This window comes from Brevibacillus sp. TJ4 (assembly GCF_044627595.2).
Lineage (GTDB): Bacteria > Bacillota > Bacilli > Brevibacillales > Brevibacillaceae > Brevibacillus.
Window position 1 is genome coordinate 3,045,916 of the sequence record NZ_CP185865.1, and the last position, 18,308, is coordinate 3,064,223.

General features: G+C 54.2%; 19 protein-coding genes and 2 pseudogenes. 4 read left to right on the forward strand and 17 right to left on the reverse strand.

Going from position 1 to position 18,308, the window contains the following annotated elements:
* Positions 1–165 precede the first annotated feature (165 nt).
* The 5 genes and pseudogenes from ACAF76_RS15005 to ACAF76_RS15025 all read right to left on the reverse strand — a co-directional run.
* The gene (locus ACAF76_RS15005; protein WP_400164211.1) at positions 166–429 is read right to left on the reverse strand and encodes an HPr family phosphocarrier protein; all 264 of its coding nucleotides are present in this window, start codon (positions 427–429) and stop codon (positions 166–168) included.
* A gap of 37 nt (positions 430–466) precedes the next feature.
* On the reverse strand, positions 467–1,192 hold the full coding sequence (locus ACAF76_RS15010; protein WP_400164212.1) for a KDGP aldolase: 726 nt from the start codon (positions 1,190–1,192) through the stop codon (positions 467–469).
* Between the two features lie 11 nt (positions 1,193–1,203).
* A complete protein-coding gene (locus ACAF76_RS15015; protein ID WP_400164213.1) occupies positions 1,204–2,310 on the reverse strand; it encodes a DgaE family pyridoxal phosphate-dependent ammonia lyase in 1,107 nt (368 codons plus the stop codon).
* Positions 2,311–2,346: 36 nt separating this feature from the next.
* Positions 2,347–2,998, reverse strand: a pseudogene (locus tag ACAF76_RS15020) (DUF4310 family protein).
* A pseudogene (locus ACAF76_RS15025) lies at positions 2,998–3,582 on the reverse strand (DUF4311 domain-containing protein); the annotation flags it as partial. The pseudogenes ACAF76_RS15025 and ACAF76_RS15020, both read right to left, overlap by 1 nt.
* Before the next feature lie 244 nt (positions 3,583–3,826).
* Between ACAF76_RS15025 and ACAF76_RS15030 the strand changes: the two are divergent.
* Entirely contained in the window at positions 3,827–5,023 is a 1,197-nt protein-coding gene (locus tag ACAF76_RS15030; RefSeq protein ID WP_400164214.1) for a M20 family metallopeptidase, read from the forward strand.
* A 56-nt stretch (positions 5,024–5,079) separates the two neighbouring features.
* Here the strand turns inward: ACAF76_RS15030 and cysK are convergent, their stop codons facing one another.
* The 4 genes from cysK to ACAF76_RS15050 form a co-directional block, all read right to left on the reverse strand.
* A complete protein-coding gene (gene cysK / locus ACAF76_RS15035) occupies positions 5,080–5,994 on the reverse strand; it encodes a cysteine synthase A (protein WP_400164215.1) in 915 nt (304 codons plus the stop codon).
* Between the two features lie 91 nt (positions 5,995–6,085).
* Positions 6,086–7,138 carry a hypothetical protein gene (locus tag ACAF76_RS15040; protein WP_400164216.1) on the reverse strand — a complete coding sequence of 351 codons (1,053 nt, stop codon included), beginning with the start codon at positions 7,136–7,138 and terminating at the stop codon, positions 6,086–6,088.
* A gap of 144 nt (positions 7,139–7,282) precedes the next feature.
* Positions 7,283–7,810 carry a GNAT family N-acetyltransferase gene (locus ACAF76_RS15045; protein ID WP_400164217.1) on the reverse strand — a complete coding sequence of 176 codons (528 nt, stop codon included), beginning with the start codon at positions 7,808–7,810 and terminating at the stop codon, positions 7,283–7,285.
* A 141-nt stretch (positions 7,811–7,951) separates the two neighbouring features.
* Complete coding sequence (locus ACAF76_RS15050) at positions 7,952–8,851, reverse strand: SDR family oxidoreductase (RefSeq protein ID WP_400164218.1); 900 nt, start codon at positions 8,849–8,851, stop codon at positions 7,952–7,954.
* A gap of 420 nt (positions 8,852–9,271) precedes the next feature.
* Between ACAF76_RS15050 and ACAF76_RS15055 the strand changes: the two genes are divergently transcribed.
* The 3 genes from ACAF76_RS15055 (at position 9,272) to uvsE (ending at position 11,098) form a co-directional block, all read left to right on the forward strand.
* Entirely contained in the window at positions 9,272–9,355 is an 84-nt protein-coding gene (locus tag ACAF76_RS15055; RefSeq protein ID WP_400164343.1) for a putative holin-like toxin, read from the forward strand.
* A gap of 257 nt (positions 9,356–9,612) precedes the next feature.
* On the forward strand, positions 9,613–10,020 hold the full coding sequence (locus tag ACAF76_RS15060) for a hypothetical protein (RefSeq protein WP_400164219.1): 408 nt from the start codon (positions 9,613–9,615) through the stop codon (positions 10,018–10,020).
* 157 nt (positions 10,021–10,177) lie between these two features.
* Entirely contained in the window at positions 10,178–11,098 is a 921-nt protein-coding gene (uvsE, locus tag ACAF76_RS15065; protein ID WP_400164220.1) for a UV DNA damage repair endonuclease UvsE, read from the forward strand.
* A gap of 185 nt (positions 11,099–11,283) precedes the next feature.
* On the opposite strand, the gene ACAF76_RS15070 is transcribed toward uvsE, so the two are convergent.
* The 8 genes from ACAF76_RS15070 to ACAF76_RS15105 form a co-directional block, all read right to left on the reverse strand.
* A complete protein-coding gene (locus ACAF76_RS15070; RefSeq protein WP_003387736.1) occupies positions 11,284–11,505 on the reverse strand; it encodes a helix-turn-helix domain-containing protein in 222 nt (73 codons plus the stop codon).
* Positions 11,506–11,661: 156 nt separating this feature from the next.
* On the reverse strand, positions 11,662–13,293 hold the full coding sequence (locus ACAF76_RS15075) for an amidohydrolase (protein ID WP_400164221.1): 1,632 nt from the start codon (positions 13,291–13,293) through the stop codon (positions 11,662–11,664).
* A 52-nt stretch (positions 13,294–13,345) separates the two neighbouring features.
* Positions 13,346–14,686, reverse strand: coding sequence for an APC family permease (locus ACAF76_RS15080; RefSeq protein ID WP_400164222.1), 1,341 nt, complete (start codon positions 14,684–14,686; stop codon positions 13,346–13,348).
* A 112-nt stretch (positions 14,687–14,798) separates the two neighbouring features.
* Positions 14,799–15,377 carry a TetR/AcrR family transcriptional regulator gene (locus tag ACAF76_RS15085; RefSeq protein ID WP_400164223.1) on the reverse strand — a complete coding sequence of 193 codons (579 nt, stop codon included), beginning with the start codon at positions 15,375–15,377 and terminating at the stop codon, positions 14,799–14,801.
* A 26-nt stretch (positions 15,378–15,403) separates the two neighbouring features.
* Entirely contained in the window at positions 15,404–16,324 is a 921-nt protein-coding gene (locus ACAF76_RS15090; RefSeq protein WP_400164224.1) for an ABC transporter permease, read from the reverse strand.
* A 17-nt stretch (positions 16,325–16,341) separates the two neighbouring features.
* Entirely contained in the window at positions 16,342–17,205 is an 864-nt protein-coding gene (locus tag ACAF76_RS15095) for an ABC transporter permease subunit (protein WP_400164225.1), read from the reverse strand.
* A 142-nt stretch (positions 17,206–17,347) separates the two neighbouring features.
* Positions 17,348–17,806: a chemotaxis protein CheX gene (locus ACAF76_RS15100; protein ID WP_400164226.1), complete on the reverse strand. Its 459-nt coding sequence runs from the start codon at positions 17,804–17,806 to the stop codon at positions 17,348–17,350.
* 42 nt (positions 17,807–17,848) lie between these two features.
* Entirely contained in the window at positions 17,849–18,280 is a 432-nt protein-coding gene (locus ACAF76_RS15105; protein ID WP_400164227.1) for a hypothetical protein, read from the reverse strand.
* Between the last annotated feature and the right edge of the window lie 28 nt (positions 18,281–18,308).

The window sequence follows — 18,308 nt, forward strand, 5'->3', positions numbered from 1 at the left end:
CCCTCCTTAAGACCCAAGTACGTGCTGGCATATTTCTATTACATGTATGGCAGGCAGCCCGCGCTTAGACCAACACATATGCGCGCACGCAAAAAACCAAGAGGCTGTCGCACCCAGCAGCTCTTGGTTTTGATCCTGTTGCTATTTTTTTGTACACGCCACCGATCATCCGGCATCTGCTTTGGCGAGCAGCGCTTCCAATGCCGCCAGCGCTTCACGGGCATCTGCTCCGTCCGCAGTCAACGTCACGCTATCCCCACTAGCGATGGCAAGCGACATGACGCCGATAATGCTTTTGCCGTTGACCCCTTTCCCGTCCTTTCGCAAGCTGATCTCGCTGGCGTAGGAAGCAGCGGTCTTGACGAAAAGCGAAGCAGGGCGGGCGTGCAGCCCTTGCTCCAATTGTACGACAACCTGTATTTCTTGCATTTCTGTCACTCCCGTCCGCAATTTGGCATGCAAAAAGCTAGATTTCCGGCAAGGCGGCAAGCAACTCTTCCACTTTGTCCAGGCGAGTCAGCCCCGTATCCATGTCCACGATCGAGGTGTAAACATGCGGAATTACTTGTCGGACACCCGCTTCCAGACATACCTCCACTATCGGACGTATCGATTCCTCGTCGATTCCGCCAGTCGGCTCAAAGACAGGAATACCGAAACGGACAGCAGCCTGGGCCATTTTTTTGATTTCTTCGATCCGCGACAGCCCGTTCACGGGATAAAATTTGACAGAGTGGACACCGATTTCCGCCAGCATCGCCGCCGCTGCCTCGCAGGAAATTTCCTCTGGCGCAGCCTGGCTGATCGGTCCAGTCGTAACCAGCACCTTCCCTTGCGTTCCACTGGGGGCGATGAGGGCGTTAACCACCGTATGGCTGCTGCCGACCGCATGTAAGGCTCCGAGCGTGTACCCGGCAGCAGGAAACACCTGATTCACGTGCGCCGGTTTGGTCAGTATAGCTACCTCGACTACCTTTTTCCATTGTTCAGCGTCGCCTGCTCCCAATCCGACCGAAACGGGAATACCCGCCTCCTGGTAGGATTCGATCACTGCTGCCGCCTCGGTGACGCTGGAAAATCCCTTTGCCGTCACGCCGATAAACACCCTGCCCTCTGCAAGACTTACGATTTGTTTTGCGTTTTCCACGTCTTTTGCCAAAACATTCAATGCGATACGCGGTTGTTTTGCCATTTGCCTCTCCCTCATTTCCTGCCGTTCCAAATCTCTTTTATTCGCGCGGCAATCACTTTTTCCTGATTCGCGTGGAGCGGTCTCGGGTCAAAAGCCAGCACGCCGACACTGGCATAATGGTTTCTTGTAAAAACGGCAGGATTCCCCTGCTCCAGCAGCCTGGCCAAGTCCGCTGCAGAGAAGCCAGCCTTCTGCTCGTCTACCTGCACCTGCGCCCTGAATATTTGTCTGCCCGCTTCGTCCTGTACGACAGAAGCATTCAGTCCCGGCAGCTTTCCCAGCTCGTTCGCCAGCCATTCCATCCGGCTGCGCTGTTCGCCTGCATCCGCCGTGTTCTGATCGTACCGTTCAAGCGCAGTCAGCAATCCGACGACGGCTTCTTTTCCCACCTTCATCGCCCGCCCGATGCCCTTGTACTGAGCCCGGCAAGCCGCTACGAGCGGGCCGCGCCCGGCAATAAAACCGGAAGTGGGACCGCCTATCGCTTTTCCCCCGCTGTAAATGACCAGATCGGCACCAGCCGCGACATAACGGCGCAAGTCTTCTTCGGCGGCTGCATCGACAATGACCGGAACTCCCCTCTCTCGTCCAAGCCGGATCAGTGTTTCCAGCGGCTGCATCCCTTTTTGGACGGCATGATGGGATTTAACGAAAAGCAACGCCGCTGTATCCTCGCCAATCGCTTCGCGCAGATGGGCCTCTTCCACGTAGTTTGCGTGCCCGACTTCCTCCGCCTCACCCCCGCCGAGTGCAATCATCTGTCGGATGGAAGCGCCAAAATGGACGGACTGTCCCTTTTGCAGCACAATTTTTCGTTTCCTTCCGACTGCCGCGGGCAATTGCTCAATCACGCGCAGGTCACAGCCAGCGATTGCAGCAGCTACACTGATGGCAATTCCGGCCGCCGCTCCGCTCGTCGGACAGCCATCCTCTGCTCCCGTCGCTTCCGCGATCCGTCGTCCGGCGAGCTTCATCAACTCGCTTATTTCTACATAGTCCATCGCCGCATCCGCCATCGCCTGTGCCACCGCGGGCTGGACGGCGCTAGCACCGAGCGCCGTCATCTTGCCGCTTGCGTTCACGATTGGTTTCAACCCAAGCCGCTCATATACGTTCATCTGATTCCTTCCTTTCCGTTTCCCTGTGGGCACGACTCATTGGGCAGGGATCGGGAAAATCGCGCCGAGAACCATCGCTCCGATGATCGCCCCGCCGGCGATCGGTTTGTTGTAATAGGTAGAAGATCGCCGCACCCGCCGTCGCTCCGAGCCCGACCGGAATCGAAGCCATGATCGCGGAAATCACGATGAGCGGACCCAGATATCGCCCTGCGGCATTCCCCGCTCCCATCATCACGTCGGCGCCAAACGTCGATTTCACCGAATTGATGGTATACTTGCGGATCAGGATGATTACTGAACCGATCGCCAGTCCCAATACTGCTCCGGTGAACAACGCCAACGGAAAGGAGAGGAGCGGAGCCGTGAATCCGGCGCCGAGCATCAGGGCAGGAACACCAATTCCAATTCCCGTTTGCAGCGAGCCGCCGATATCGAGAATTCCCACCAGCGGGCCTTCGAGGATTCGGGCAAACAGGAAGCTCGCACCGAAAGCAGCAGCGGCCCCATATCCTCCGCCTTTGATCCCTGCTTCGAGCATGGCTACGATGGCAATATCATTAAATGCTCCGACGTGATACACGTAGTACAGATGAGTCCCGGCAAAAATGCCTGAGGAAAGACACGCGACAAAGAGCGGAAACGCCCATTCCGAATACCAAAAACCTTTTGCCTGCAATTCTCCCATTACTTCGTCACCACCGATCCAAATGTTTCGTGAAGCTCGATCAGCCATTGCGGAATCTCTACGTACATACTCTTCAGCAGCGCCACATCAAAGCCGCGGAAGAAGCCGCTCAATACGAACAGAAGTATGACGGCGACAAGCATCGTCTTGGTGATCCGGTTCCAGCCGCTGTCATCGAGCCCTTTTCCGATCAGGATTCCCAGTACGATCCCGGGTACGGCGTTGCCCATGACCAGATGCGACAGACCGCCCAAAACTGTCCCCCAGATCCCGGTCCGTTTGCCCGCGTCCATCGCTGCCATCCAGAAGACAATCGGCATGATCGGGTTGATCAGCCAGTTCGCTGCCGGCACCAGCACTTTGGTGGCGACCAGTTGCATGGACTGCGGAATTGCCGTTGCCGTCGAATTGAGCAGCGTCACGACCACGACACCGACCAGCGCCCCGGCGAATGCCATCCGTTTTGGGTCGTGCAGCGTTTCTTCCACATTTTTGTTCCTCCACATCAGCAAAGCGGCAGCCCAGTTCGGGATCACCCGATGATCCACATCTTGTGTCAATGCCCCGGCACCCACGACAGAAGCAGCAACGTACGTGAGCGCGACGTCAAAACCACCCCATGCTTCCCCCTTTCCTTGTCAGAAATTGTCTGTCTTTGATTGAGCCCATTATATATAAGCGTGTTTTTTCGGTAAAGAACGATTCCTTTCCCCATGGATTCGGGCAATTTTTGAAATAATCTGTCTACAAACAAAGATTGCATTTATTTTCTGAATATTTTTATAATAGATCGTAATGTCAATTCATTCTGGAAGAGGAGTGGGTTCCATGCAAGAGAAGCTGTTTGCCAGACTGCAGGAGATTTTCCCCGATTTAGTCCAATTCAGGCGAGATTTGCATATGTATCCGGAGCTTTCTTTCCAGGAGGTAAACACCGCGAAAAAAATAGCTGACAAGCTAGCTTCGCTGGGGTTGGAGGTGCGCACTGGCGTGGGCGGCATGGGAGTCGTCGGCATACTGCGGGGAGGCAAGCCTGGAAAAACGGTTGCCCTGCGCGCTGACTTCGACGCCCTTCCGATTCAGGATGAAAAGGATGTGGCGTACAAGTCCCGCGTTCCCGGCGTGATGCATGCTTGCGGACACGATATCCATACGGCCGGCCTCTTGGGGGTAGCCCAGGTATTGAGCGAGTATAAAGAAGAGCTGCCAGGCACTGTCGTATTTCTCCACCAATTCGCAGAAGAGCAGATTCCCGGCGGCGCGCTCTCAATGGTGAAAGACGGCTGCCTCGATGGCGTCGATGTCGTCTACGGCGCACACGTCGCCGCTGATCTGCCCGTCGGCACAGTAGGAATCGGCCATGGCTTTGTTACCGCGGCCGCTGACAGCTTTGAGATTGTGCTGTACGGCAAAGGCGGCCACGGGGCGAAACCGCATACGTCGATCGATCCGATTGTGTTGGGCAGCCAAATCGTGATGAACCTGCAGCAGATCGCCAGCAGACAGGTCGATCCGATCAAGCAGGTAGTTGTCTCTGTCTGCTCCTTCGTCGGCGGCGACGCGTTCAATGTCATCCCGGACACAGTGCGTCTGAAGGGAACCGTGCGCACCTACGATGAGGAAGTGCGAAGCGCTGTCGAACAATCCATCTCGCGGATCGTGGAAGCCAATTGCCAGGCAGTGGGGGCGCGCGGCGAAGTCATCTACCAGCACGGCTATCCCGCCACCTGGAACGATGAAGAGGAGACACCCCAGGTGATCGCGTGCGCGAAAAATCTGTTCGGCGAAGAAAATGTCGTCCGCATGCCCCCGATGATGGGCGGCGAAGACTTTTCCTACTTTGCCAAGGAACGGCCCGCTACCTTCTTCATGGTCGGCGGACGCAATCCGGACATCCAGGCTGTCTATCCCCACCATCACCCCAAATTTGACGTGGATGAGCGGGCGATGATCCAAACGGGCCAGTTGTTTATCGGTGCCTTGCTCGCGTATCAGGCGCGTCAGCAACTCGTATCTACAACCTAAACGAAAAGGCAAGCCCACGCACCGCACGGCAATCATGGGCTTGCCTTTTTCATTCTTCAAAAGAAATTCATGCTCAAATATCGTTCCCCGGTATCCGGTGCGATACATACGACTCGCTTGCCTGGACCCAGTCGCTTCGCCACCTGGATAGCCGCAAATACGGACGCACCCGACGATGGCCCGACCAGGATGCCTTCCCAGGCAGCCAGCTTTCGCATCGTATCCAGGGCATCTTCATCAGCGATCTGCATGATCTCATCGTAAATATCGGTATTGAGAATCTTGGGGATAAAGCCGGGGCTTGTCCCGACCAGTTTATGCGGTCCCGGACTTCCTCCCGAGAGTACCGGGGAGCCTTTTGGCTCGACGACGGCGATGTACAGGTCGGGAAGCGTTTCCCGCAATGTCTCACCCGTGCCGGTAATCGTACCGCCCGTGCCGGCTGTCGCAACGAAAGCGTCCAGCTTTCCTTCCATCTGCTGCAATATTTCCTGTGCAGTCGTTATCCGGTGAATATCGGGGTTTGCCTTGTTTTCAAACTGCTGCGGAATAAAGCTGCCGGGAATTTCTTTTTGCAGCTCCTCGGCCTTGGCGATTGCTCCGGGCATCCGTAGATGCGCAGGTGTCAGCACGACTTCCGCTCCGTATGCTTTCAACAGATTGATCCGCTCTTTCGACATGTTGTCTGGCATCACGAGGATGGCCTTGTACCCTTTTGCTGCCGCATTCATCGCCAGCCCGATGCCCGTGTTGCCGCTCGTCGGCTCGATAATCGTATCGCCCGGCCGGATCAACCCTGCCTCCTCCGCTGTGCGAATCAGGTTGAAAGCTGCCCGATCCTTGACACTGCGTGAGGGATTGAACATTTCCAGTTTGACGAAAACCTCTGCCGCGCCCTCGGGAACGATCCGATTGAGCCGGACAACAGGCGTATTTCCGATCAACTCTGTTATATTTTCATAAACGCTCATTCCTGACCTCCTCGATGCATTGTCGCCTATCCATTACAATTCCGTCTTATACGATAAGAATAATACATTTTCGGCATGAGGAAAACTCCAATCAAAACCCAAACTTTTCTTTCACCTGATTGACAGCCGTAACCGCCTGCTGGTACAGTCTGTCCGCCTGCTGCCGCGAATCAGTCTGCGCACCCGCGCTCGCCTCGACTCGCTCTTTTGCCTTGGCGATGGCCTGCTCAGTCTGCTCGATTACCTGATGTAGCTCCTGCAACTGTTTGTCCGCATCGGGCAGATCGCCTTTGATCTCCTCCCAGGTAGTCAGCAGATCCGCCTTGTCGGCTTCCAGAATGGAAATCAAATTGTCGATGTTTTGCTTTTTCCGCTCGATCGATTCGGCCAGCGTGCCGATCCCGTCACGCAGCACCTTCATGCTGTCCACCGTCGCCGCCATCACTTCGTATTCTGTCCGGTGCATGCTCGATTGTCCCGCGTACATGTTCACCTCGTCGAGAATGCTTTGCATACTGGCCAAATTCTCCTGGTCCGTGCTTACCTCCATGGAAAAGTCCAGTCCGTCCAGGTATTCGATATTTTCCCGCAAATCGGCTTTCAGGCGAGCCAGCTTTTCCGTTTTTTGCGCCTTTTCCACGCGCTCCTTCTCGATTGCCTGCTCTTCCCGCTTGGCTGCCGCTTCCTGCTGGATCTGCGCTTCCCATGCCTGCTGCTTCTGCTGGAAGACATCCAGGTCGGCAGCCGCCAGCCTCGTCTCCTGCGGCAGTACGCCTGGCAAAGGGGCGGATGTTACCAGCTCGCTTCCCTCGACGCGGGCAGTCCACAGTTCCTCCATTTCGCCTAAATCCAGCAGCAGCTCTCCTTCTTCGCCCAGCGTGGCTGGATAGGAAGCAGTGGTGCTGTTCAGGACGGGGATTCCGCCTTTTGTTTCCCTGGCCAAAAGCGTTACTTCCACTTTCACTTCCTGCTCGGACGCCTGCTCCGTTTTCAGATAGACCAACGTCTCTTCTGTTTCATACAAATAACCCTCAGCCAGCTTCACGCCGCCCCATCCCGGGATCAGACCGACCGCGGCATAGGCAATTCCACCCACGATCAATATGGCGAAAAGAATGAGGGCAATGTTTCGTTTTGTCTGCATGCTTGTCCATCCCCCTGTGATGTCCCGTGTTCTTGCGTTTATGATAGCATGATTTTGCCAACTTTTTCCCCTGTCTGTCGAACCATGTCAGCGAAAAAGTCCCGAAAAAAAGCAAAAAGGCGGCTGACCTCCACCGCCTTTTTCCTATTCCAAGCGAATCCAGAAGCGCCGCACTACATTGCCGTCCTCCTCGACAAAGGGAGTGTCCGCAATGCCGCCGTTTTTGACGATCACTCTCGCGGAGGCGACATTGCTTTCATCACAGACGACCAGCACATCGGTCAGCCCCATCTCCCTCGTCTTTTCCAGCGCGAGCTTCAAAATTTGCGTGGCGTACCCTCTCCCTCTATCCCCAGGGCGGATGCCATACCCGATGTGGCCACCCGAATGAAACAGTCTTTCCGTCAGAGCGTGCCGGATGTTGACCGCACCTACGATCCTGCGGCCATCTGCTACGAGCCAATACGTCGAGTCGGGGACCCAGCCTTCCGGCAGATTCACGCCGTGTTCATTGTCATGCAGCCACTGCACCATCTCCGCAAAAGGCTTCGGCTCTTTGCTGATCACCCAGGGGATCATTGGCTCCCCGCTGTCTTTCCACTCCTGGTAAAACGAGAGGTATTCGTCCTCCAGTTCTACAGTCGGCCTTACCAGTTGCAACCCCGCTTCCATCGATACTCCCCCTATTGTCTGTTGGCGCAGCATGCTGCGTAAAAAACCAATTCGACCTGACAGGGGAAAACCCTTTGCTGCTCGCGGGAAAAGTCGTATGCGAAACTTTCTTCTTGTTCAGAACGTCCCATATACAACCTTTTACGATTCTGTCATTACGCCACCATTTACATGCAGGACCTGACCCGATACGTACCTGGAGTCGTCGGAGGCCAGGTAGACGTAGGTGGGCGCCAGTTCAAACGGCTGTCCCGCCCGCTTCATCGGCACCTCGGTCCCGAATGTCTTGACCTGTTCGGCAGTAAAGCTGGAGACGATCAAAGGCGTCCAGATCGGACCCGGTGCGACCCCATTGACTCGGATCCCTTTGTCGACCAGTTGCAGCGACAGCGAACGGGTAAACGATACAATTGCTCCCTTGGTCGAGGAGTAGTCGAGCAGCTCCTTGTGGCCTTCGTAGGCGGTCACGGATGTCGTGCAAATAATCGCGCTGCCGGACCGCATATGCGGCAATGCCGCCTTGGTCAGGAAAAAGAACGGGTACACATTGGTCTCGTACGTATCGAGCAATTGCTCTGTCGAAATGTCCAAAATGCTTGTTTGCGGAAACTGGACGGCCTGGTTCAGGATGAGGATGTCCACCTTCCCGAAAGTCTGCACCGTCTGCCGGACGATTTCACCAGAGAGCGCCTCATCGCGCAAATCCCCCGGGATCAACAGGCAGCGTCCCCCGTAACGGGCTACTGCTTGACTCGTTTCTTCCGCATCGGTGTGTTCGTCCAGATACGAAATCACCACATCTGCCCCTTCTTTGGCAAATGCAACAGCGACTGCGCGGCCGATACCGCTGTCCCCTCCGGTAATGATCGCTACCTTGTCCCGCAATTTTCCACTGCCGACATAGTCCGGATTGTCATAGATCGGACGCGGCGACATCATATACTCAAAGCCCGGCTGCCGCTCCTGCTGCTGCGGCGGAAATGTAATCGGCGTCTCTTCGCATTTGGTCTGAGAGCCGTAGTACGGATACGTCGGATACATGCTGGTCCTCCTTTGTTTCTGGTCGATCTCCTGCACTATATTCTGCTACCGCAGGAGGAGTGCCTATACCAGCAGCGTACGGCACCGTGTCGTATCATGGAGAAGGACGGTGCACGCAAAACCATGTAGGCCTTTCGTAATAACCAGACAATCCGCGTTCCATTTCGTATTGACCCACTTATAAGAAAAACTGATTGAAAGTTATGTATTGATTGGATTATTTAATGATACAGAGGGTTGTTTGTGGGGGAAATAGAGAAAATTGAGCGGGCTTGGCTCGCTTGTGGTGTACATTTTACGCGCTTTCCGTGAAAAAAGGCGCATCCATTTCTCTGTCAGCACATGTTATAATTTTCCATAAACAGTAGATTCGGCTCTGTACGGGAAGACGGCGATCCCCGGATGAAAGGGGGTGAGAACATGGCAGTATATGAGGCAATATCGCTCATGCTCTCGTTTGGGATGTTGATTATTGCCATGCTGTCTTTCCATAAAAAGAAGTAGATCACCCCGAGCCTGGGAACTCGGTGATCTACTTCCCGCAAATGCTGTAGCCGTCCCTGTAGAGAACGACTACTGTGGTGACCGCCAGTGCTGGACACTGGCGGTCATGTTAGTAGCTTAACCCGCGAACGCGGAAAATCAAAACCTCTTTCATTCTAACAAACAATTGGAAATATTTCACTAGTTGATTATTCAGGAATTCGCGATTTGGCCAGTTGCCATCATTTCTTCACAAAAAATCCAAAAGGAGTGCCTCTATGCTGGTGTACGGGAGAGGTTGTTCGGGTGCTTTCCTCGGGGCATGTTTGGCTTATTTGATGTATAACCATTTGCAGTTTGGCAATGCTTTTCGTTATTTTGCACTCGTATTGATGATGATTCCATTTATCCTGCTGGCCGGCTTTTTCGGGTTCGGCTTGTGGAAGCTGTTGCAGAGCAAACAAAAAGGGGTTTGGATTGGGTTGCTCAGCTTTCTGGCGCTGGGACATGTGTATTCCCTGGCCATTCACGGCTTTTTTTCGTTCAACTGGGGATTTCACCTCGCCATCCTGGCCGGTTCGCTCTGTTTTTTCCTCGCGCAACTGGTTGCCAATCGGGTCGTCTCCCAACTGATTGCCCTAAGCGGTCCGCTCGTAGCGCTTGTCATCGGCTTTGCATACAGATAGCGGCGGGGTCGGAGTAATTCTTCCCGCTGGTGCTGGCTGTTCGGGTATGCGTGGTGGAAGCTGCCACATAGCGGAAGGATCGAAGGACATTCATTTCCGCTTTTTCACGTCAACGGGGGATACTAGCGGCAGACGGTTGACAAGGAGGATGTGACTCTTGATTCGGCTGGGGTATGCCTGCATCAGCATGGCGACGAAAAACAATCCGAACAAAAAAACGACGCTTGGTCAATTGCAAAAACTGGACCGGGCCGGCCAACGGAAAAAATTGAGAAGCATTTTGCAGTCCAACTTTTTCAATCTGATGGAGGTACTGGAATACAACAGGCAGCACGACATTTTTCTGTACCGCCTTCCCTCCGAATTCGTCCCTTTTGCCACCCACCCGATCGCCCAAGACTGGGATTGGGAACGTGAATTTCGCTGGGATTTTGACAAGGCAGGTGATTATATACGCACGCACAAGATGCGGATCACCTCCCATCCGGGCCATTACAGCATTCTGAATACACCCCACCCGGAAGTTTTGGAGGCAACGATCAAGGACTTCGACTACCATGCCCGCGTATTGGACCAGTTGGGGCTGGATGCCGACTCTGTCATGGTAACCCACGTCGGAGGAGTGTACGGCGACAAACGCGCTTCCCTGGAGCGTTTTGCCGAAAACTACCGGAAGCTGCCCGCTGCGATCAAGAACAGGCTCGTCGTTGAAAACGACGACACTTCCTTTACTATGCGGGACGTGCTTGAGCTGTGCGAATCCATCCAGGCCCCGATGGTCCTGGATATCCACCATCACAACTGCATCAATGACGGTGAGGCTATAGAAGAATACTTGCCGCGAATTTTTCGTACGTGGGGCGACCGTACCCCCAAAATTCATTTTTCATCCCCGAAATCGGATCGCGACTTCCGCAGTCATGCCGACGATATTGACGTGGAAGATTTCCTGCGATTTGCCAGGCTGTTGACCGGCAATCGGATCGACATCATGCTGGAGTGCAAGAACAAGGATTTTGCTTTGCTAAAGCTGCGCAGCGAAGTGCTGGAGTCAGGAGAAACGATCTCCTTGGGGTGATCTACAGAAACGCTCTGCCTCACTACACCCAAATCGCTGGGTTTGTACTCATCTATTCAGTTCGGCAAGCACTATCCAAAGGTTGTGCTTGCTTTTTTGTCTTGTTGAATAAAAGACTTTCTGGCAAAAACAAAAAACCCTCCCTTCCGACCAAGGGAAGAAAAGGGAGGCTGGGTGGACCGGGCTCAAATCTCTAATTCACCAAGTCGAACCAGTTCGACTACTGCTTGAGATCGACCTTTGACCCCTAATTTTTGCATGACATTGCTGATGTGATTGCGTACAGTCTTTTCACTTATGAAGAGTTGTCCGGCAATCTCTTTGGTTGTCTTATCCTGGACCAAGAGTTCAAACACTTCTCTTTCTCGATTTGTTAACAGCGGCTTGGTTTGGTCGCTCCCCTTCAATCGTGCCACCCCTCCTTGTGGGCTCTACAGGAACAAGGTTGAGGGATTACAGAGTCACCTTATCCTATGTTGGGGGGTGGGTGGTGGTGCCGGAATTTCAAGCATTTTAGGCTTTTGCCTTACATCCTATTCCAAAAATAGGCATAGGGTTCCTCGTTACTTCGTGAACGCATCCTTTTTGTAGACGATTTGTCCATCTACCATGGTCAGCCATACCTGCGTCTGGAGGAATTCCTCTGCGGGTACAGCGAACAGATTGCGGTCCAGGACGACGAGATCGGCCAGCTTGCCAGGCTCCAGCGTTCCCAGTTCATGCTCGCGGAACGAACCGTAGGCAGGGCCAGCCGTGTAGGCGCGCAGCGTCTCGGCGAGCGTCAGGCTCTCTGAGGGATGCCAGGCGTCTTCGCTGCTGCTGTCGATCCGCGTCACGGCCCGATACACCTCCAGCATCGGCTGCAGGGAGGCGATCGGGAAGTCGCTCCCCAGGGCCAGCACCGCTCCTGTCCGGCTCAAGCTGTTCAAGGCAAACACGTAGCGATCCCGGCTGGCACCAATCCGTGCGGTGTAGACGCCGCGCTCGGACTGGGCGAGATGCTCCGGCTGCATTGAGGCGATGACGCCCAGCTTGGCGAAGCGGTGGAGATCGTCCGGGTGCAACACTTCGACGTGCTCGACGCAATGGCGGGCATCTCGCACCCCGTTTGCTTCCCTGGCGGCTGCAAAGGCGTCCAGGGCAAGCCGGATCGCACCGTCTCCGATCGCGTGAAAACGAATCTGGAACCCTTCCCGATCCGCCGCCACGACCCATTCTTTGATCGTTTCCGGGGGATAGGTGGTGCTGCCGCTCGTCGATGGATCATCGGCGTATGGCTCGAGCATATACGCGGTATAGCCTGTGATCACCCCGTCGATGAACTGCTTGAGACCCGTGAATTGCAAAAAAGGAGAACGATACTTCTCACGCAGCCCCCTCGCCCGTTCGAGATCGCCATTCAACTCCGGTTGCAAATGGATTCGCACCGTCAGTTCGCCACTCTCCTCACATTCGCGATACAGCTCGAAATTGACCAGCTTCCGGTTCATCTCCAGTCCGTACAGATCGTTGACAGAGGTCACGCCCAACTCCGCTGCGTGCCGCAAAAAATCCCGCAGCAGCTCCTTTTGCTCCTCGTCGGAAAAGTCGAAAGCAAGCTCGCCGCATGGAGAGATCGCCCCTTCGTACAAAATGCCTGTCGGCTCTCCTGCCTCATCCCGGGCTATCGAGCCAAAGGGCGGGTCTGGCGTGTCCCTGCCGATGCCTGCTGCCTCCAACGCCTTGCTGTTCGCCCACGCGTAATGCCCTTCGGCGTGGAACAAAAGCACTGGCCGGTCTGCGACTGCTGCATCGAGATCGTAACGGTTGGGCAGACGCTGATCCGTCCAGTACCCGGCATCCCAGGCAAAACCGATTACCCACGTGTCATCCGGCCGCTGTGCGGCGTGCTGCCTGACCTGCTCCACCGCCTCTTCGCGCGAACGGGCGGCGGCAAGCTGGACACTGCGCATCGCCACGCTGCCCATCATCAGGTGGAGGTGAAAATCGTGAAAGCCAGCCATCACCAGGCGCTCCCCGGCATCCATCTCCACCGTATCCTCTCCCCGCCAACGCGCGATCTCCTCTCTCGTCCCGACTGCCGCGATCCGGTTGCCACAGATTGCGATCGCTGCCGGATGCGGCTGATCCTGCAATCCGGTAAATACTGCCTTGCTGGTTATAATGATGTCTGCGTACTGTGCATGCATGTCCATCTACTCCTCCTGTTTTTCGCACGGACAGCCACGAGTGCCCGTTTCTTTTTTCCTACGACTCGATATGCAGCGAGGGCGGCGGTTGCCGGAACATTTTTGTCACATACAGCAAATAGGCGAAACCAACAGCAGTCCAGCAGCCGCCGAGGATCAGGGCGGCGGCACCGAGATTGAGCCAGAACAGCCCGGTGCAAAACGCACCGACTAACGGCAGAAGCAAATACACGATCACGTCCTTGCCAAAGCGCCGCTTGCTGCGGGCGTAAAAATGCGTGATGACAGCGAGGTTGACGCATGTAAAGGCCAGCAGAGCGCCAAAGTTGATCAGGGCGGTAGCCGTCAAAATGTCGAGGAAAGTAGCCATCATCGCGATCACAGCGATAACGACGAGATTCAAGACAGGCGTGCGGAAACGCGGCGAGAGATAGCCGAAGAAGCGTCTGGGCAGCACGCCTTCTCTGCCCATCGCATACAAAATCCGCGCGCCGCTCGCCCCGGAAGCGACGGCGGAGGCCAGTCCAGCGAGAACCACGACCGCCAGAAAAAAGGCTGCCATCAGATTGCCCCCGACCTGGAAGAACAGCTCCATCCCAGCCGATTCCGGGTCGCTGAAGCCTTGCAGGTTAGGCTGGACCAGTTGGGCGACATACGTAACGGCGACGAACAGGACTCCTCCAATCAACGGAATCAGCATGACTGCTTTGGGCATCGTTTTTTCCGGTTCCACCGTTTCTTCTGCCAGCGTGGTTACAGCGTCAAAGCCGAGAAAGCAAAAGCAGAGTAAGGGAAGGATTGCCAGGAGGGACGCAGGGGCGACCTGTGAATCGTAAAAAGGAAGCGAGGAGAACAATGTTCCTGCTCCCTGTCCGGTGAGCAGGTCCTGGACTCCCAGTGCGAGAAAGGCCACACAGATGAGCACTTGCAGCAAAACCAGCATCATGTTGACATTGGCGGCAATTTTAATTCCCAAAATATTGATCGTCGTAATTGCACAGACAAACAGGAAAATCCAAATCCAGAGCGGAACCGCGGGGAAAAAGGCAGACAGCATGATTGCCACCAAAAGAGAGCTGATCAGCGGACTAAAGACGTAATCCATCAGGATCGTCCAGCCGACGAGAAACCCGACATGCGGATTTATTCCCTTTTGCGCAAATGAATACGCACCTCCTGCATTCGGAAACGCCTTGACCAGATGGACGTAGCTTCCAGCCGTAATCAGCATGATGCACAGCGCGATCAGATAGCCTGTCGGAATCATCCCGTTCGTCTCCGAAACGGCGATCCCGTACGTGGCGAATACGGTAATCGGCGCCATGAAGGCCATGCCAAACAACAGCGTATGGCGCAGCGAAAGAGTCCGCTGCAAAGTTGGTCTGTGCGGCAATTCCAAGGTAACCAGTCCTCCTTCTATTCTCCTAACGAATATTCGTTAGGTACATAATAAGCAGACAAAAATATTCTGTCAAAACAAAATTTTCTGATATAATTTCGCAACAGGAAGCCTAGGCGCGCACTCCTCGCCAAAAATGCTCCCAAATATGACCGATGCGCATTTCCATCTGTACAGGCTCGTAGATGTTGATCTGCATCAACACCCCGTCCATCATGCAGTAGTAAGCGGCGAGAAACTGCTCAACGGGCACATCGCAGAACACTCCTTCGGCCACTCCGCGTTGAAACAACTCCGTCAGGACCGCCGACAGCCGCGATTCCGCATCGAAAAAATCGTCCATGATCGCCTCTTTGACAAAAGCCGGAGGAAGCGTCATCGTCTGTTTGATAAATCTCGTACGCGCCTCGTCTTCCAGGTAAAACTGGCAATTTCGCCGGAAGATCAGCTCCAGCTTTTTCGCTGCCGCCACATCCCCCGGCTCCTGTGCCAACTGTCTGACATGCTCCACGATTTGCTGGTTCACTTCCTGAAAAATCGTAACAAACAGCTCTTCCTTGCTCTTGAAGTGGGAAAACAGCGATGGCGCCTTGATCCCCACCTCCTTGGCGATCTGGCTTACGGTCGTAGCTGCAAAGCCGTGTTGGGCGAACAATTCGAGTGCCGCCGCCTTGATTTTTTCTTTCGTCATACGATCCCCCCATCTGTCTTTCTCCTTTACAGAAAAGGCGTCCTGCTGTACGTTTGCTCATACTTCTCCCGCAGCCCTTTGGCGAGCAGGGAGAAGGCTGATATCGCCAGTATATAGGCAAACAGCGGTGTCAAAAAGATCCAGATCGCACTGCTGTTGACAAATCCCCGCGACGCTCCCAGCAGGCCTGCCCACTCATAGGTGACGGGTGAATAGATGACCGGGTCAAACGTCATCACAGTCCCGCCGACGAACAGGTCAAACATGCCCAAAAGCCCCGTCAGCGTCATCGTCGCAACCATTTCCGTCGCGAAAATAACCGCCATCTGTTCCTTTAATTGCGGCAGGATGTGGCGAAAGATGATCTGCTCCCGACCTGCTCCAAGCGAGACAGCGGCGAGGACGTACTGCGTCACTTTGACCTGCTCCGTCTTCTGGCGGACCGACCCGGCGACGCTGGGAATTCCCAAAACAGCGACGACAGCGATAAACAATGTGACCAAGGTGGCAACCGACAGCTCGGAATTGATGTTGACGCCGAGCAGCAAAAAATAGACCGGAATAAAGATCGGAATGTAGCTCCAGGCGTTTTCGACAGCGAGCCACCAGCCCTGTGGCTTGTCCTGCATGCCGATGTACAGCCCGACCACCGTACCCAGCACGACACGCAGCAGCGCGATGGCAATGGTCACAAATACCGTGTACGGCGCCCCGTACAAAAGCAAGGTCAGCAGATCGTATCCCCACTTGTCCGTCCCGAGCCAATGCTCTGGCGACGGCGGCAGCGGCGGATAGGTTATGACCGTTTTGCCATTGATCTCTTCAGTCTTCACCGTCACCTGAAAATCCAGATCGTACGGAGCGACCCACGGGCCGACGATCCCCAAGATGACCAGCACCAGCACCGAGACACATCCGATCCACAAGGAAACATTTCCATTTCGCATGACATACCTCACCCTTGCTATTTATACACGACTGCCCGTTCGAACAGGTACAAGATCAGCCGGATCAGGGAATAGACGAGCAGCGAAAGCACGATGATGCAGAGCAGTCCCATCACTGACGGGGCAAACTGATAGCCAGCGGACTTGCTGAAAATAAAGCGGGTCACCCCGACTACATTGAGCAAATACTCGACGATGAACAGGTTGGTGACGGCAATCGCGATCGTCTTTTTCAAATCTGCGATCAACGTCGGCTTGATATTTTTATAGACGTGATGGATCAGGACATGCCACACACCCATTCCTTTGGCGAGAGCAGTCTTGATGTAATCCTCCCCGCCGATCTGGACGTACTTCATGCTGACGACCTTCCATAAAAAGATCGTCGGGCCGATCGCCAACAGCATGATCGGAAACCATTCGTTGGGAGCATCACTCGTCGGCGAAAGCGTAATGATGCGAATATTGGTCCACTTGTAAAAGCTGATCGCAGCCAGAACGGATAGCATGATTAGGATAAAATCCGGTACGACAGTAGTCAGAGCCAGCAGCTTTTGCAGCCTGCGGACCGGCCGGAATCGTTGCAGGAAAAGACCGAAGAGCAGACTGGCCGCGACCGCGATCAAGGTGCTGGCGAACAAAAGCTGAAACGTGTTTTGGGCAAAGGGGACGATGTCTTCCGCAATGCTCCTCTTCGTCTCTCCCACGTAGTAGTGGCCCAGCGAGCCTCCCGCCATTTCCTCGAGCAGGAACAGCGTCGGTGCGACGATGTTTTCCGGTGCGAACACGACCTCTTCCTTGACCGAATACAAGATCAGTGGTCCGCCGCAAATGACGATGACCAGCAAAAAGATTGCGATTCCCTGTTTTACATATGCCAAGCGTACAACCCTCCTCGCTGATTATCAGAATATACGATAGAAAAAAATAAATCCAGACAATAAAAAATATTTATTCATTGTTTATGATTCTTTATTTTTCGAATAAAAAAGACGACAGATCCACCTCTGCCGTCTCTTCTTCCTATTCGATCACTACCATTTGAATTTCAAAGCGTCCCATGTTCTGCAATTCGAGGTCAGCCGTTACAGCGGAGCCGCCTTTCCCTGCCAGTTCCTCACCATGCATAAAATGAGGAGGAGAGATGTCGATCACGATCCCCTCCTGGGATAAAAGTGTGCTGGCATTTCCAGAGATCATGTTTCCAAGCTCGGAAATGGCGCTCTTCCCGATCTCGTCCATTTCCTGAATCGGAAATCCGCCCATCATCGCGGAGACGATCTGCAATGCCAAGCCGGTTTCGATTCCGAAGTACACGTCTCCTTTGAAGTGTCCTGTCATGCCAATGTGAATCCAGGTATGTCCTTCCCGATACGTCCAGTCCCGTTCCGCCTTTTCTCCCCGGGAAATCTCGACCTGGCACACCTGTTGGATGACAGAAGAAGCAGATTCCACAAAATGATCGATGTACGTCATTTTCATCAAGCTATCTTCCTTTCCCGGGCAATGCTCGTCCTTATTTTCCTATAATAATGTCGATTTTGGGGTGAAATCAATAGATTTTGGAAAACCTTGCCGACCATTCAACTGCGTGCACGGTGTTCCCGGAAAAAATTCGGCTGTCTCCGGGTTATTCATGTTTGTAAATATATGATTGCAGGTCCGCAAATCAAGCACTTCCACGCCTACCTCGTGAGCGCTGAGCTGCCAGATGGGATGCGGCAATTGTGCAAAGGCAAAAACCGTATCCCCGAATGCGAGGCAAGCCTGAATGCATCGCTCGGGTGGATAATTTTCATCGGCTTCCAGCAAATGAATCGGCTCCAGTCCAAACTGCTGGACCAGGTGGAGTCGATCCAACAGTTGATCTCTCCGTTTTCCGCCTACCGTCCGTCGCGGCGACAGCAAAGGATACTCCCTCTTGACATATACCCAATTGATGCCATGGTAAAACATGAATTTTCCTCCTGAAAAAAGTTCCGCT

Bases quoted from the DNA above. Each gene is read 5' to 3' on its own strand.
- ACAF76_RS15005 (WP_400164211.1), bottom strand. From the start codon at position 429: ATGCAAGAAATACAGGTTGTCGTACAATTGGAGCAAGGGCTGCACGCC.
- ACAF76_RS15010 (WP_400164212.1), bottom strand. From the start codon at position 1,192: ATGGCAAAACAACCGCGTATCGCATTGAATGTTTTGGCAAAAGACGTG.
- ACAF76_RS15015 (WP_400164213.1), bottom strand. From the start codon at position 2,310: ATGAACGTATATGAGCGGCTTGGGTTGAAACCAATCGTGAACGCAAGC.
- ACAF76_RS15030 (WP_400164214.1), top strand. From the start codon at position 3,827: ATGCAAGAGAAGCTGTTTGCCAGACTGCAGGAGATTTTCCCCGATTTA.
- cysK (WP_400164215.1), bottom strand. From the start codon at position 5,994: ATGAGCGTTTATGAAAATATAACAGAGTTGATCGGAAATACGCCTGTT.
- ACAF76_RS15040 (WP_400164216.1), bottom strand. From the start codon at position 7,138: ATGCAGACAAAACGAAACATTGCCCTCATTCTTTTCGCCATATTGATC.
- ACAF76_RS15045 (WP_400164217.1), bottom strand. From the start codon at position 7,810: ATGGAAGCGGGGTTGCAACTGGTAAGGCCGACTGTAGAACTGGAGGAC.
- ACAF76_RS15050 (WP_400164218.1), bottom strand. From the start codon at position 8,851: ATGTATCCGACGTATCCGTACTACGGCTCTCAGACCAAATGCGAAGAG.
- ACAF76_RS15055 (WP_400164343.1), top strand. From the start codon at position 9,272: ATGGCAGTATATGAGGCAATATCGCTCATGCTCTCGTTTGGGATGTTG.
- ACAF76_RS15060 (WP_400164219.1), top strand. From the start codon at position 9,613: ATGCTGGTGTACGGGAGAGGTTGTTCGGGTGCTTTCCTCGGGGCATGT.
- ACAF76_RS15075 (WP_400164221.1), bottom strand. From the start codon at position 13,293: ATGGACATGCATGCACAGTACGCAGACATCATTATAACCAGCAAGGCA.
- ACAF76_RS15085 (WP_400164223.1), bottom strand. From the start codon at position 15,377: ATGACGAAAGAAAAAATCAAGGCGGCGGCACTCGAATTGTTCGCCCAA.
- ACAF76_RS15090 (WP_400164224.1), bottom strand. From the start codon at position 16,324: ATGCGAAATGGAAATGTTTCCTTGTGGATCGGATGTGTCTCGGTGCTG.
- ACAF76_RS15100 (WP_400164226.1), bottom strand. From the start codon at position 17,806: ATGAAAATGACGTACATCGATCATTTTGTGGAATCTGCTTCTTCTGTC.
- ACAF76_RS15105 (WP_400164227.1), bottom strand. From the start codon at position 18,280: ATGTTTTACCATGGCATCAATTGGGTATATGTCAAGAGGGAGTATCCT.